The organism is Glutamicibacter nicotianae (assembly GCF_002797775.1).
In the GTDB taxonomy this organism is placed as follows: Bacteria; Actinomycetota; Actinomycetes; order Actinomycetales; family Micrococcaceae; genus Glutamicibacter; species Glutamicibacter nicotianae.
This window is the reverse complement of record NZ_PGEY01000001.1, coordinates 1,891,134-1,904,858: the sequence shown is the minus strand read 5'-3', so window position 1 is coordinate 1,904,858 and position 13,725 is coordinate 1,891,134. Positions and strand designations below refer to the sequence as shown.

At 61.8% G+C, this 13,725-nt stretch carries 11 protein-coding genes; 7 read left to right on the top strand and 4 right to left on the bottom strand.

The window, feature by feature from the left end:
- Positions 1-80 precede the first annotated feature (80 nt).
- The 4 genes from pdhA to ATK23_RS08840 all read left to right on the top strand — a co-directional run bounded on the left by pdhA (position 81) and on the right by ATK23_RS08840 (position 5,021).
- The gene (gene pdhA / locus ATK23_RS08855; protein ID WP_066140882.1) at positions 81-1,244 is read left to right on the top strand and encodes a pyruvate dehydrogenase (acetyl-transferring) E1 component subunit alpha; all 1,164 of its coding nucleotides are present in this window, start codon (positions 81-83) and stop codon (positions 1,242-1,244) included.
- Between the two features lies 1 nt (position 1,245).
- Positions 1,246-2,328 carry an alpha-ketoacid dehydrogenase subunit beta gene (locus ATK23_RS08850; protein ID WP_066140879.1) on the top strand — a complete coding sequence of 361 codons (1,083 nt, stop codon included), beginning with the start codon at positions 1,246-1,248 and terminating at the stop codon, positions 2,326-2,328.
- Positions 2,329-3,750, top strand: a complete 1,422-nt coding sequence (locus ATK23_RS08845) for a dihydrolipoamide acetyltransferase family protein (RefSeq protein WP_066140876.1) — start codon at positions 2,329-2,331, stop codon at positions 3,748-3,750.
- 242 nt (positions 3,751-3,992) lie between these two features.
- Positions 3,993-5,021, top strand: coding sequence for a hypothetical protein (locus ATK23_RS08840; protein ID WP_066140873.1), 1,029 nt, complete (start codon positions 3,993-3,995; stop codon positions 5,019-5,021).
- Between the two features lie 37 nt (positions 5,022-5,058).
- On the opposite strand, the gene ATK23_RS08835 is transcribed toward ATK23_RS08840, so the two are convergent.
- The gene (locus ATK23_RS08835) at positions 5,059-5,715 is read right to left on the bottom strand and encodes a phosphatase PAP2 family protein (RefSeq protein WP_157801649.1); all 657 of its coding nucleotides are present in this window, start codon (positions 5,713-5,715) and stop codon (positions 5,059-5,061) included.
- A 287-nt stretch (positions 5,716-6,002) separates the two neighbouring features.
- Between ATK23_RS08835 and ATK23_RS08830 the strand changes: the two genes are divergently transcribed.
- The 3 genes from ATK23_RS08830 (at position 6,003) to menD (ending at position 11,064) form a co-directional block, all read left to right on the top strand.
- Complete coding sequence (locus tag ATK23_RS08830) at positions 6,003-6,998, top strand: o-succinylbenzoate synthase (protein WP_066140867.1); 996 nt, start codon at positions 6,003-6,005, stop codon at positions 6,996-6,998.
- Positions 6,999-7,123: 125 nt separating this feature from the next.
- Entirely contained in the window at positions 7,124-9,217 is a 2,094-nt protein-coding gene (locus ATK23_RS08825; protein ID WP_066140865.1) for a PhoX family protein, read from the top strand.
- A 155-nt stretch (positions 9,218-9,372) separates the two neighbouring features.
- Entirely contained in the window at positions 9,373-11,064 is a 1,692-nt protein-coding gene (menD, locus tag ATK23_RS08820; RefSeq protein ID WP_066140863.1) for a 2-succinyl-5-enolpyruvyl-6-hydroxy-3-cyclohexene-1-carboxylic-acid synthase, read from the top strand.
- A gap of 85 nt (positions 11,065-11,149) precedes the next feature.
- Here menD and ATK23_RS08815 read toward each other — a convergent pair whose 3' ends face one another.
- The 3 genes from ATK23_RS08815 to ATK23_RS08805 all read right to left on the bottom strand — a co-directional run bounded on the left by ATK23_RS08815 (position 11,150) and on the right by ATK23_RS08805 (position 13,625).
- Positions 11,150-11,932, bottom strand: coding sequence for an amino acid ABC transporter ATP-binding protein (locus ATK23_RS08815; protein ID WP_066140860.1), 783 nt, complete (start codon positions 11,930-11,932; stop codon positions 11,150-11,152).
- 13 nt (positions 11,933-11,945) lie between these two features.
- Positions 11,946-12,737 carry an amino acid ABC transporter permease gene (locus ATK23_RS08810; RefSeq protein WP_066140856.1) on the bottom strand — a complete coding sequence of 264 codons (792 nt, stop codon included), beginning with the start codon at positions 12,735-12,737 and terminating at the stop codon, positions 11,946-11,948.
- Between the two features lie 99 nt (positions 12,738-12,836).
- Positions 12,837-13,625, bottom strand: a complete 789-nt coding sequence (locus ATK23_RS08805; protein ID WP_038992261.1) for an ABC transporter substrate-binding protein — start codon at positions 13,623-13,625, stop codon at positions 12,837-12,839.
- Positions 13,626-13,725 lie beyond the last annotated feature (100 nt).

Below are 13,725 nucleotides of genomic sequence, written 5' to 3'. Positions count from 1 at the left end.
ATTGCAAATGATGTTTAGGTGAAGTGAGTCATAAGCAGTTGTGCTCATGGACCAGCCAGAACCACGAAAGGTGGGAGAACATGAGCACTGAAGCGCATGCGGATCGCATCTCTGAAGTCAGCAAGAAATTCGGGATTACCCCTGAAGACTACATGCTGCCAGCACGCCACATGATCAACCTGTTGAACCCGGACGGAACCCTGCGCCCAGAGGATCAGCAAGGCACTGAGCCGGGCCACGAGTACCCGCTGCCGAGCCCGGCCCGGCTGCTCGAAGCCTACGCTGCCCTGGTCACCGGCCGACGCGTCAACGACCAGAACTCCGCGCTGGTCCGCCAGGGCCGCATGGCGGTCTATCCCTCCAGCCATGGACAGGAAGCCTGCCAGATCGCGGCAGCATTGTGCCTGGGCGAGAACGACTGGCTCTTCCCGACCTACCGCGACACCGTAGCGGTGCTGACCAAAGGCGTTGCACCGATGGAAGTCATGACCAGTTTCCGCGGCGAATGGCACTGCGGTTATGACCCGAAGGCCTATAACTGCGCACCGATGTCCACTCCGCTCACCACCCAGCTGCTGCACGCAGTGGGTGTTGCACACGCTGCCAAGCTGCGCGGCGAAGACACCGTTGTCGTGGCGATGTGCGGCGACGGCGCCACGAGCGAGGGCGACTTCCACGAAGCGCTGAATTTCGCAGCGGTCTTCAACCTGCCGGTGATCTTCTTCGTGCAGAACAACAAGTACGCCATCTCGGTTCCGCTCTCGCAGCAGAGCGCAGCCCCATCCTTGGCTCACAAGGCTGTCGGCTACGGCATGGCCGGCGAGCGCGTGGATGGCAACGACCTGATGGCCTTGATGGCCATCATGACCCGCGCGGTGCGCATGGCCCGCGACGGCAACGGCCCGCTGCTGATCGAGGCCCACACCTACCGCATGCAGGCGCACACCAATGCCGATGACGACAAGCGCTACCGCGAGGACTCCGAAGTCCAGGAATGGATCGCCAAGGATCCGGTGACCCGGATGAAGGCATACCTGGATGATGCAGGTCTGTTGACCGATGAGACCGTCGCCAAGATCACTGCGGATGCCGAAGCCGTTGCAAAGACCCTGCGCGATGGCATGAACCAGGAAGCCAACACCGATCCACGCGAGCTGTTCGAGCATGTGTACTCGGCCAAGAGCCCGCAGCTTGCGGAACAGCAAGCCATTCTTGTCGACGAACTAGACCGTGAGGAAGCCTAGGATGACTGCCACTACTTCGCGCGTGAACCCGAACGTCAGCGCTGCCACCGCACGAGCCGCAGCAAAGGCTGCCAACGAGAACCAACCGGTGACCTTCGGCAAGGCGCTGAATACCGCCTTGGCCGATGCGCTGGTTGCCGATGACTCGGTAGTGATCTTCGGAGAGGATGTGGGAACCCTCGGCGGTGTCTTCCGCATCACCGATGGCCTGACCGCACGCTTCGGCTCCGAGCGCTGCTTCGACACCCCGCTGGCCGAATCCGGCATCGTCGGCATGGCCGTCGGCATGGCCATCAACGGCATGCGACCGGTCATCGAGATGCAGTTCGATGCGTTCGCCTACCCGGCATTCGAGCAGATCGCTTCGCATGTTGCCAAGATGCGCAACCGCACCCAGGGCAAGCTGCACCTGCCAATGGTGATCCGCATTCCTTACGCCGGCGGCGTGGGCGGCGTGGAGCACCACTGCGATTCCTCGGAAGCCTACTACGCGCACACCCCGGGCCTGAAGGTCTTCACCCCCTCGTGCGTCGAGGACGCCTACCTGATGCTGCGCGAAGCCATCGATTCGGATGATCCGGTGGTCTTCTTCGAGCCGAAGAAGCTGTACTGGTCCAAGGAGCAGGTTGACCTTGCGCAACTGGCCGAACAGTACGAGGCAAAGAAGAGGGCCACGACCGAGGGGCAGGCACGCATCGCCCGCCCGGGCAGCGATGCCACGCTCATCACCTATGGTCCAAGCGTTTCCACCGCAATGGAAGCCGCCAAGCTGGCAGCCGAGGAAGGCATCAGCCTGGAAGTAGTGGACATCCGCAGCATTGTGCCATTCGATGACGAGACCGTCTGCGCATCGGTCCGCAAGACCGGTCGGGCCATCGTGGTCGCCGAAGCCCAGGGCTTTGCCTCGGTAGCCAGCGAAATCGTAGCCCGGGTGCAGGAACGCTGCTTCCACTCGTTGGCGGCTCCGGTGCTCCGGGTGACCGGATTCGATATTCCTTATCCGGCACCAACGCTGGAGAAGTTCCATCTGCCAAGCGCCGAACGAATTCTCGACGCAGTTGACCAGCTTCAGTGGGAGGCGTAAATGAGTATCAAGACTTTCCTCTTGCCAGACCTTGGCGAAGGGCTGACCGAAGCCGAGCTGGTGCGTTGGATGGTTGCCGCCGGTGACGTCGTTGCGGTCGACCAGCCCATTGCGGAGGTGGAAACCGCGAAGTCGCTGGTGGAAATCCCTTGCCCATTCGAAGGTGTCGTCTCCACCTTGCATGGGGATGCCGGCCAGATGATGCTGGTGGACGAGCCTTTCATTTCGGTGAACACCGGCGGTGAAGACGCTGCGGTCCCTGCCGGCGAAGAATCCGAACGTGCCCAGTCCTACCGCGAGGAAGAGCGCGCCGGCACCCAGGTTCCTGCCGAGGATGATGCAGAATCCGATGAAGGCAGCGGAAATGTGCTCATTGGCTACGGCACCTCCTCTGCCCAGCGCAAGACCAGCCGCCGGCGTAAGCCGCGCTCAGGGGTCGCGTCGGCCGCGGTCCAGGCACCAGCTGAAGCGGTGCGCGTGATCAACCCGCTGGTACGCAAGCTGGCTCGTGACAACGCATTGGACATCACCACGGTTAAGGGCACCGGTCCAGAAGGGCTGATTCTGCGCACAGACGTGGAAGCCGCCTTATCAGCCGATGCGGTGCAGCCTGAACCGGCAACACCTGCAGCGCCGATGCCAACTCCCGCAGCCTCAGCTTCGGCCTCGGTTGCGGTGCCGGTGGCCCAAGCTGGGGAAGCTGATGCGAAGACCGGCCTGCCTGTAGCTTCCTCACAGGTGCTTTCGGGCGTGCGCAAGACCATCGCCAACGCGATGAGCACGTCGCGCCGGGAGATCCCGGAAGCGACCGTGTGGGTGGATGTCGACGTCACCAAGCTGCTGAAGCTGCGTTCGAAGATCAAGGAGTCAGACGGCCAGGCCCCGAGCGTCATGGCGCTGGTCGCCCGCTTCGCTGTGGCCGGATTGCAGCGTTTCCCGGAACTGAACAGCCGCATCGACGTTGAGGCTGACGGTGGATTGCGCCATACCCTCTTCGAGGGCGTGAACCTTGGCTTCGCCGCCCAGACCGACCGCGGCCTGGTTGTGCCCAATGTGCGCGATGCCCACAAGCTGAATGCCAAGGAACTGTCGGCCGAGTTCGCTCGGCTGGCTTCGGTGGCGCGCGAGGGTAAAGCGGGCGTTGCCGACCTGTCCGGCAGCACCTTCACCATCAACAACTATGGCGTGTTCAATGTTGACGGCTCCGCAGCCATCATCAACTACCCGGAAGCTGCCATTCTGGGGCTTGGGCGCATCGTCGAGAAGCCGTGGGTGGTCAATGGCAAGATCAAGGTCCGCTCCATCTGCGAGATGACGCTGAGCTTCGACCACCGGGTTTGCGATGGCGGAACTGCGGCTGGCTTCATGCGCTATGTCGCTGACGCGATGACAGATCCAAAGGCCGCGCTGGCGTCGCTCTAGCGTCCACAGTGCCCAGTTCTCGCTCTTTCGAGTGACCATGGTGCCCGTCGAACCTCGCGAGGAACGGCGGGCATCATTCTTTTTGCTGGCATTCTGTCAATGCTCGACGATTTATTCCCATGTCAAATACCAGTTGGTAGAGTCAGATCGATAATCATTTCTGTGCTGGAAATAAGTTGTGCCCGTCTGCTTGCTTGGAAAGTGGGCCAACCGGCACAAAGCAGCGAGAGCAGGGGATTGGGATGGCAATCGCAGGGACCGGAATCAGGAATCGGCCGCTGACCTGCCTGCTGCTTCTTCTCCCAGCAGCTCTTTCGGGTGCCACCTATGCGCTGCTTGCTGGCGACCTGCCGGAAATGACCGCCACGCACTGGAGCTCTACCTACCCGGACGGGTTCACCCGAACCGCCGTCTTTGTCCCGGTCTGCATCGGGCTGACCGTCGTTGGTGCCATCACCGGGATGTTCTCCTTGAAGCTGCGCAACAAACCGGCTTTGCTCATGATGCTGCTCTTTGCCGGTGGCCTGCTCGCGTGGAGTGCAGCTGGCGTTTTCGTCAGCTCGGCGGTATCGACAGCGCTCGCCGAAACACCTGAAACGGCAGTGCTGGGCGGCATGATGGTGTTGCTTATTGCCTGCGCGTTGCTGGGCATAGCGCCGCTGTGGGCCAGCGGCATCTACCAGCAGTACACACGGCAATCCAACGAGGACCGCCAGCAACGAATCGATGCAGCCCAAAGCGTACAGCGGACTGACGCGGTGGAGGCATTCGCCGAGCCACAGCCAGATTCCAGGCAAGCGGAGTTCAAGCAAACTATGGCCGCACCATGGTGGATGTGGATGCTATGCCTCGTGCTGTTCGCAACACTGATCGTTGCTGTAGTGCTGCCCTTTCTAGCCGGTGGAAGCCACGACGGCAGCTTGGCGAGCGTCATCCTTCCCGTGGCCCTGTCAGCCGCAGTCTGCGTGCTGATGCTAGGCGTGATCTGGATCCGCGTATCCATCATCGGCGATCGTTTCCGGGTATCTTCCGCGCTCTTGGGGATCCCAATGCGAACTATCAAGATCACTGACATTGAATCTGTGACCAGTGAAAAGATCGAACCCATGATGTGGGGAGGCTGGGGCTGGCGGATCATTCCAGGCGGTTCGGCCATCGTGATGAAAGAACACGAAGGCCTCGTTTTCGACCTCAAGAACAAGAAACGATTCGCCGTGACCATTCCGGACTCAAGGCAGGCTGCGAACGTTCTCAATGCCCGCATGGGCTAGGCGGAACAGCAGCCTGCTTGATTCCTGTGCCGGTGCCCTATTTCTTCAAGGTGCGCATGGGGCCGATAACCACCGAGCGCAGCACTAAGCCGGATACCAGCGACGCGGCCACGACATGGATAATCCCCAAGGCAGCGTAGGCCAATTGCAGGAACTCCGGAATTTTCTGGATGTGCGGGTGCGGCAGGACGAAGGACAATCCGATGACAGCAGCCCAGAGAACCAAGCTGCCCGCCCCGACATTCCTCGACCAGGATCCCTTGGGAACTTCGTGGCTCAGCGGCTGGATGCGCTGGAGCACTGCCGAAGCCAGAACCAGCCAGAATCCTGCCACCACGAAACCAGCGGCAATGTCGCTTGGGCGGTGCCAGCCGCAGATCAGGGTGGCCAGTCCCGTCACCGTGGCGAATAACCAGGCAATCGGTTGCACCACTGGACGCAGCTTCGGTGGCGACACCAGATACATCAGTCCCATGGCGGCAGCGGCGGCGGTGGTATGCCCCGAGGGGAAGGAATTTCCTGTAGTGCCGAAATTGAAATCCGGGCGGGTCAAGACCTCGTGCTTCAGAAGCTGCGTGGTGCCGGCTGCGGCTGCGGCCGCGAGGATCGCTACGATGGCCCGAAGGAAATGGCGGTCGCGAATCACCCGATACAGCAGGAATACTGCAGCAATCGCGCCACAAATTGCTGGCAAGAGATCTAGGAATTCGCGGACCGGATTGAGCAAGTCGGTCCGGGGCCACCATTGCGACCACGCGATGAATCCTGCCTGATCCGCCCATTGCCCACTGCGTTGCTGAACGAAAAATATGTACTCAAGACAGAAAAGCGCAACCAGCAGCAGCAAGGCCCACCACCACCTGATATGGTGCGGGCGCGTGGAGGCTGAATGGCGTGGCATATCTCTAGGGTGTCATATCAGGCAGGCGGAACGGCACCGTTCAGGCATGTAACCATGCCCACGCTCGCTAGGCTTGGACCATGAGCTTTGAACTACCGCCCCTTGAAGAATTGCTGGCGCATTCCCATGTTGTCCGCCTTCCGATGCGCGTGAAATTCCGTGGCGTCATCCAGCGCGAGGCCCTGCTGATCGAAGGGCCGGAAGGCTGGGGCGAATTCTCTGCGTTCACCGAGTACGGAGCTGCGGAAGCCGCACGATGGCTGGCCGCCGGAATCGAGGCCGCCTACCAGCCGTTCCCCGAACCGCTGCGCACCAGCATCCCGGTCAACGCCACCCTGCCAGCGGTCGCGGCGAAGGATGTAGGGGCGGTTCTTGAACGCTACGACGCGCCGCACACCATCAAGATCAAGGTGGCAGAACAGGGCCAAGGCCTCGACGAAGACCTGGCCCGCGTGGCTGAAACCCGGCGGCTCTACCCGCAGGCAGCGCTGCGCGTGGACGCCAATATGGGGTGGGATATCACCCAGGCGGTTCCCGCACTGAAAGCACTGAGCGAGTACGACCTGCAATACGCAGAGCAACCGGTGCCTGGCATTACCGGGCTGGCGGAAGTCCGCGAGCAACTGCGCAACGCCGGAAACCCGTTGAAGATCGCCGCAGATGAAGCGGTACGCAAGCACACCGACCCCCTGGAAGTCTCGCGGTTGGGCGCGGCGGATCTGATGGTCATCAAGACCCAGCCGCTGGGCGGCATCAGCGCTGTGCTGGACATTGCCAAGCACGCGGAACTGGATGTCGTCGTCTCCAGCGCACTGGATACCTCGGTAGGCCTGGCCCAAGCGGCGGCATTGGCCAGCGCACTGCCAGCATTGCCCTATGCCTGCGGCCTGTCTACCGGCACTTTATTCGCCGAAGACGTTTGTGCCGAGCCGATGCTGGCTACCGCCGGATATTTGCCGGTGCGACGCATTGAGCCGGATCACCAGAAACTGGAGAGCCTGCGTCCAGAAGAGGCGCACGTAGGCTGGTGGCGGCAGCGGCTGGAATCCTGCTATGCGGAATTGGCTAGGGAATAGTACTACTCAGGAATCTGTTTCCCTGCCGTTCACCTTTGCGTTGCATTTAGAACACTTCCAAGTGAAAACCTCAGTTCGAGTCATTCCCCTGACGATGAGCCACATACTGAGGAAGTGAGCGGATCATGAATCCAACCCGTACCCTTTTGCCAATGCTGGGCCACACCCGCGGCGGCCGTTCTGCAGCTACTTGCCACTTCAAGTGCGCTGACGCCTGCACCAAGCCGGATTGCAACACTTCGTCCAATGGCTACTTCAAGGACATCGCCGACAAGTCGATGTCCCGCCGCAGCATGCTGGGCCTGGGCGCCGTCGGCGCCTCGGCACTGGTCATCGGCCCGCAGCTCTTCGGCGCTGCTGACGCGACCGCGGCGCCACTGGTGCCAATGAAGCCAAGCAAGGGCGGGCACCTTTCGTTCGACGCCATTGAGCCGGTGTCGCGTTCGGTAGATACTGTTTCAGTTCCTGACGGCTATGACTGGAACGCCATCATCCGCTGGGGCGATCCGCTCTTCAAGAACACCCCGGCATTCGACGCCTCCAAGCAGTCGGCCCGCAAGCAGGCAGAGCAGTTCGGCTACAACTGCGACTACCTGGACATCATCGTCGACAAGTACTCGGGCCGTACCGGCGTACTGGTGGCCAACCACGAATACACCAATGAAGACATGATGTTCGACGCTGCCTGGTTCCAAGCGAACAAGGACGAAGCCCGCAAGATCGCGATGAACGCCCATGGCTTCTCGGTCGTCGAGGTCAAGCGCAAGAAGAACGACAAGAAGTGGAGCTACGTGCAGGGTGGCGAGCGCAACCGCCGCATCACCGCCAGCACCGAATTCCTGGTCGACGGCCCAGCGGCAGGCAGCGACCTGCTCAAGACCGGTGCTGACCCAACCGGAACCAAGGTCCTTGGCACCCTGAACAACTGCGCCGGCGGCACCACCCCGTGGGGCACCGTGCTCTCCGGCGAAGAGAACTTCGACCAGTACTTCCGCGGCAAGGGCACCGCTCAGGAAGCCCGCTACGGCATCGGCACCGGCGCGACCGACCGCGGCTGGGAAGACATCGACCCGCGCTTCGGCCTGCACAACGACGGCTACGAGAACGAGGCCAACCGCTTCGGCTGGGTCGTCGAAATCGATCCGCAGGACCCAACCTCCACCCCGGTCAAGCACACCAACCTGGGCCGCTTCAAGCACGAAGGCGCCAACGTGCGCATTGCCAAGAACGGCAAGGTCGTTGCGTACTCCGGCGACGACTCGCGCTTCGAATACCTGTACAAGTTCGTCTCGAAGAACACCTATTCCAAGCACGATCGCAAGCACAACATGGGCTTGCTTTCCGAAGGCGACCTGTACGTTGCGAAGTTCGAAGGCAACTCGCCAGCAAGCGAAATCGACGGCAGCGGCGCTGTCCCGTCCGATGGCGCCTTCGACGGCATGGGCACCTGGCTGCCGCTGGTGAAGAACGGCGAATCCAAGGTTGATGGCATGAGCATCGACGAGGTGCTGGTCTACACCCGCCAGGCAGCCGACAAGGTCGGGGCCACCAAGCTGGACCGTCCGGAAGATGTCGAGCCGAGCCCGGTCTCCGGCAAGGTCTACGTGGCGCTGACCAACAACACCGACCGCGGCAAGGAAGGCAAGGAAGGCGCCACCGAAGTCAGCCCGCGCGTCCGCAACCGCGACGGCCACGTACTGGAAATCACCGAGGCCGGAAACGACGCCACCGCGGCGAAGTTCACCTGGAACATCCTGCTGGTGGCCGGTGACCCCAATGTGAACGGATCGACCTACTTCTCCGGCTACCCAGCAGACAAGGTCTCGCCAATCTCCTGCCCGGACAACCTGGCCTTCGACTCCAAGGGCAACCTGTGGATCTCCACCGACGGCGCCCCCGGCACCATCGGCTACTCCGATGCACTGCACAAGGTCACCCTGACCGGCAAGGACCGCGGCCGCGTCGAGCAGTTCCTGGCCGTGCCAACCGGCGCAGAGACCTGCGGCCCGCTGATCCATGACAAGGACAACTCGGTCTTCGTTGCCGTGCAGCACCCGGGCGAAGGCGGCAGCTTCGCCAGCCCTACCTCGCTGTTCCCGGATTTCGTGAAGAACGCCGCTGATGCAGGCAAGGGCCAGTTCTACGGTCCACGCCCATCGGTAGTCCAGGTCTTCAAGGAAGACTCGAAGCCGGGCAAGGGCAAGGGCCGCAACAAGTAGGCGCAGCCAGCCCGAGCCCTCAGGGCGCCGGCAGGATCCATCAGCGGATCCTGCCGGCGCCCTGGCGCATTCCAAATCGGTTCTCCGGCAGCCCAAGGCATAGACTTGGATAATTGCCTTCAGCTATGGAATCTAAGGAGTCATGCCGCGTGGGAATGCAGCAACCTGACGAGCAACGCGCCATCACCACCGCTCGCCACGTACTCTCCGCAGTGATCCGCGCGGGAATCAGGGATCTGGTGATTTCTCCCGGTTCACGCAGCGCCCCATTGGCCTACGCCGCGGCCGAGGCCGCCGCTGCCGGGATCCTGGATATCCACGTGCGCATCGATGAACGCTCTGCCGCCTTCATGGCCCTGGGCCTGGCCCAAGGCACCGGGCGGCCGGCAGCAGTGGCCGCCACCAGTGGCTCTGCCGTCGGGCAGATGCTGCCGGCGGTGATGGAAGCCAACCACACGGCGACACCGCTGCTGGTTCTTTCTGCTGATCGCCCCGATGAATTGCACGGCACTGGGGCAAGCCAGAGCACCCGCCAGAAAAACCTCTTTGGCGAGCACGTGCGCCTGGCGGCCAATGTTCCTGCCGGTGCTGACCCGCAGCATGAACTCGCACAGGCCTTGGCTGCCTTGGCCGGCAACGAGCAGGATCCGGCCGGACCGGTCCAATTGAACCTGCAGTTCCGGGATCCGCTGACTCCAGCACCCCAAGAGCGCATCGAGGAACAACGCTGGACTGCGATTGAACCCGGGCAATGGCCGGCACCGCGCAAGCCGGATATGTCGACCCTGCCCGTCCAGCAGCTCAAGCCACGCCGGAGCGTGGTCGTCGCCGGGCATGGGTCTGGCGAGGAGGCGCAGCAATTCGCCCAGGACCTGGGGTTGCCATTGTTCGCCGAGCCATCGTCCAACGCACGTTTCTCGGCCAATGCCATAGGCCACTACCGCCCGCTGATCACCGTGGGCCTTGAGCGCATTGAACGCGTGGTGCTCTTCGGCCGCCCGACCCTGAGTCGCCCGGTGGGCAAGCTGCTGGCCGACCCGGCGATCGAATCAGCGATCTGGCAGCCGGTGCCGGTGGCCTGGTATGAGCAGGGCCGGCGACGCGAGACCCCGGTCAGCTCGTGGAACGAACTGCAGGAATTCGCCGGCTCTGGTGCACCGGGCTGGCTCGAAGCGTGGCAGCAGCTCGATACCCAAGCCTTGTCGGTGCGCCAGGATCTGGGCCGGGAGTCGGCGGCCAATGGGGCAGATGTCGCCGAGGCCATCTGGGAGCACGCACCGGAAGTGCTCCTGCTCGGCTCTTCGAACATCGTCCGCGATTTCGACTTGGCGGCCCGCCCGGCACCAGTACGGACCATGACCGTGCACGCCAATCGCGGCCTCGCCGGAATCGATGGAACCATCGCCACCGCCCTGGGCCTGGCCCAGGGCAGCAAGCGTCCGACACTGGCGGTGATGGGGGACATCACCTTCGCCCATGACGCCAGCTCGCTGTCCTGGGCTCCGGGTGAAGAACAGCCCGTGGTGGACATCGTGGTCTACAACGACGGGGGAGGAGCAATCTTCTCCACCTTGGAGCACGGTGAAGTAGACGCTTCGGGCCGCTACGCCAATGCGGTGGAACGGCTCTTTGCCACCCCGCAGCGGCTGAGCCTGCCTGCGCTCGCCGAAGCCTATGGCTGGCAGTACGCCAAAGCAGAAACCAAGGAAAAGCTTGGCGCCGTCCTGGCCGCACGGCGCACGGCAAACCTGCGGCTGATTGAAGTGCCGGCCTCGCGCAGCAACCTGCGCGCCGAGACGCTTGAGCTGAACCAGACGATCGGGCAGCTGTCCTGGCCAACCCCCTGAAAGCCGCTGCGAGGCAAAAAGGAATCCCCTGCGCTGCCAGTCCATTTCACTGGCAACGCAGGGGATTGCCGATGCGCTGTGGTGCTTAGATGTCGACGTGCGTCGGATCGAGCACGCGGCGCAGGAAGTCCTGCGTACGCGGCTGCTGCGGATTGCCGATGACATCCGCTGCCTTGCCTTCTTCCACCACGACCCCGCCGTCCATGAAGAACACCCGGTCCGCAACTTCCTTGGCGAATGCCATCTCGTGGGTGACCACGAGCATGGTCATGCCCGCCTGGGCCAGGTTCTTCATGATGGACAGCACCTCGCCTACGGTTTCCGGGTCCAACGCACTGGTTGGCTCATCGAAAAGCATCAGGGTCGGTTCCATGGACAGCGCGCGTGCGATGGCTACGCGCTGCTGCTGGCCGCCGGAAAGCTGATCGGGGTAGCGGTCGCCGAAGTCGCCCAGCCCTACGCGTTCCAGGTGGCCCAAGGCGATTTTCTCCGCCTCGGCCTTCTTGCGCTTGAGCACCTTGATAGGCGAAACGGTGCAGTTTTCCAGCACCGTCAGGTGCGGGAACAGGTTGAACTGCTGGAAGACCATGCCCACTTGCTGGCGCATCTTGTCCAGGTTCACGTCGGGATCGGTGGCGTTGAAGCCGCCGACCATGATGGTGCCGCCATTTGGCTGCTCCAGCAGGTTCACGCAGCGCAGCAGGGTGGACTTTCCCGAGCCGGAAGGACCGATCAGGCAGACCACCTCGCCCGGAGCAACATTCAGGTCAATGCCCTTGAGCACTTCGTTGCTGCCGTAGGCCTTGCGCAGTCCGGTGATTTCCACGCCCGAAGCATGGACTGAAAGCTTATTGGTGTCGCTCGACATTTCCAGGTCCTCTCTATCGCTTGGTCTTTGCGGCGCGGGATTCGAACTTGCGGGCCACCAAGCTCAGCGGGATGGTGATCACCAAGTAGAACAGGCCGGCGACAACCAGCGGGGTGATGCCGGCATCGATTTGCGAGATGCCGTCGCGGCCGAACTTGGTCATTTCGTACTGGGACATCGAAGCACCGAGGATGAAGGCCAAGGAGGTGTCCTTGGTCAGCAGGATGATTTCGTTGGTCATCGGCGGCAAGACGATCTTGAAGGCCTGCGGGATCACGATGGTGACCATGGCGCGCCATGCTGGCATGCCCAGTGAACGAGCGGCTTCGGTCTGCCCCTTGGGCACTGCCTGCAAGCCTGCACGCAGTGTTTCTGCAATGTATGCTGCCGAGACCAAGCCCAGGGCGCACATGACGTTGACTGGCTGCGGCCACTGTGTTCCAAAGGCCTGCGGCAAGCCGAAGCCGAAGGCCAAGAGCACCAGGATTGCCGGGATGCCGCGGAAGAATTCAATGAATGCGGTGGCGAACCAGCGGTAGGGCGCAAATGACGCCATTTTCATCAGTGCCAGAAGCAGGCCAAGGACCAAGCCGAAGGCGAAGGAAATGATGGTGTAGAAGATGGTGTTCTTCAGGCCGACCAGGATCATGCCTGGGAACATTGGCCCCAGCTTGTCGAAGGAGAAGAAGGCGTAGACTGCCTTGTCCCAGTCGACTGCCAAGACCAATGCGATGATCGCGATGATGAAGATGGCGATCTGGATGGTCTTGCTCATGCGGGCGCGCTGACGGGTGGTCATTGCCATGCTTGATTACCTCTCATGCAGGAAGCGGAGGCAGGGCTGCCAACCTGTGGGCGCAGCCCGATGCCCCCGCTTGCCTTGAAATCAGATGATGCTCGAGAATTACTTCTCGCCGAACCACTTCACGGTCAGTTCTTCCATGGTTCCTGCATCGGTCAAGCGCTTGAGGGTGCCGTTGACCAATTCCAAGGTCTTTGGCTGGTCCTTTGGAACTGCAACGCCCAGCTGCTCGCCGGTCTTGAAGTCGGCAACAACGCTGAAGCCTTCTTTGTCCTTGATGGAGTAGCCGAGTACCGACTGGTTGCCCAGCAGCGCGTCGACCTGGCCAGCCAGCAGTGCCTGGGTCTGCAAGCCGGCATCCTCGAAGCCTACGATGTTGGTCAGGCCCTGTTCCTTGGCGTACTTCTCACCGGTGGTCGCCTGCTGGACGCCGACCTTCTTGTCCTTGGCGGATTCAAGATCCTTGATGCCTGAACCGTCTGCCGAAATCAGCACCAGGTCGTCATCCATGTACGGGGTGGAGAAATCCATCTTGGCCGAACGCTCTTCGGTGATCGAGATGGAGGAGATCGCTATATCGCACTGGGTGTTGAACAGGCCGGATTCGATGGAGTCGAAGCTGGCGTCGATGACGTTCAGATCCAGTTCTGCATCCTTGGCAATCTCAGCTGCGATGTCCATGTCGAATCCGACGTTCTTGCCATCCTTGACGAACTCGAATGGCTCGTAAGGAATATCTGAGCAAATGGTGAGCTTGCCTTCGTTCAGCGGGAATGAACCAGCTTCGGCTTCACCTTCAGAACCGGAGCCGGAACCGCAGGCGGTGAGCGCCAGCAGTGCAACGGAGGTGACAGCAACTGCGGAGGCGAACTTCTTCTTGAGACTACGCATAGGATCAGAACCTACTTTCGGGTAATGCGAGTGGATCATTGCGTAGCCATAATCATAACCACGCCAGCACTAGGCTGAGATTCACCTCACACATAACGCG

What these genes read in the sequence shown, in the direction of transcription:
- ATK23_RS08845 (WP_066140876.1), top strand. Translation starts at nt 2,329, where the DNA reads ATGAGTATCAAGACTTTCCTCTTGCCAGACCTTGGCGAAGGGCTGACC.
- ATK23_RS08825 (WP_066140865.1), top strand. Translation starts at nt 7,124, where the DNA reads ATGAATCCAACCCGTACCCTTTTGCCAATGCTGGGCCACACCCGCGGC.
- ATK23_RS08830 (WP_066140867.1), top strand. Translation starts at nt 6,003, where the DNA reads ATGAGCTTTGAACTACCGCCCCTTGAAGAATTGCTGGCGCATTCCCAT.
- ATK23_RS08815 (WP_066140860.1), bottom strand. Translation starts at nt 11,932, where the DNA reads ATGTCGAGCGACACCAATAAGCTTTCAGTCCATGCTTCGGGCGTGGAA.
- ATK23_RS08810 (WP_066140856.1), bottom strand. Translation starts at nt 12,737, where the DNA reads ATGGCAATGACCACCCGTCAGCGCGCCCGCATGAGCAAGACCATCCAG.
- menD (WP_066140863.1), top strand. Translation starts at nt 9,373, where the DNA reads ATGCAGCAACCTGACGAGCAACGCGCCATCACCACCGCTCGCCACGTA.
- ATK23_RS08840 (WP_066140873.1), top strand. Translation starts at nt 3,993, where the DNA reads ATGGCAATCGCAGGGACCGGAATCAGGAATCGGCCGCTGACCTGCCTG.
- ATK23_RS08805 (WP_038992261.1), bottom strand. Translation starts at nt 13,625, where the DNA reads ATGCGTAGTCTCAAGAAGAAGTTCGCCTCCGCAGTTGCTGTCACCTCC.
- ATK23_RS08850 (WP_066140879.1), top strand. Translation starts at nt 1,246, where the DNA reads ATGACTGCCACTACTTCGCGCGTGAACCCGAACGTCAGCGCTGCCACC.
- pdhA (WP_066140882.1), top strand. Translation starts at nt 81, where the DNA reads ATGAGCACTGAAGCGCATGCGGATCGCATCTCTGAAGTCAGCAAGAAA.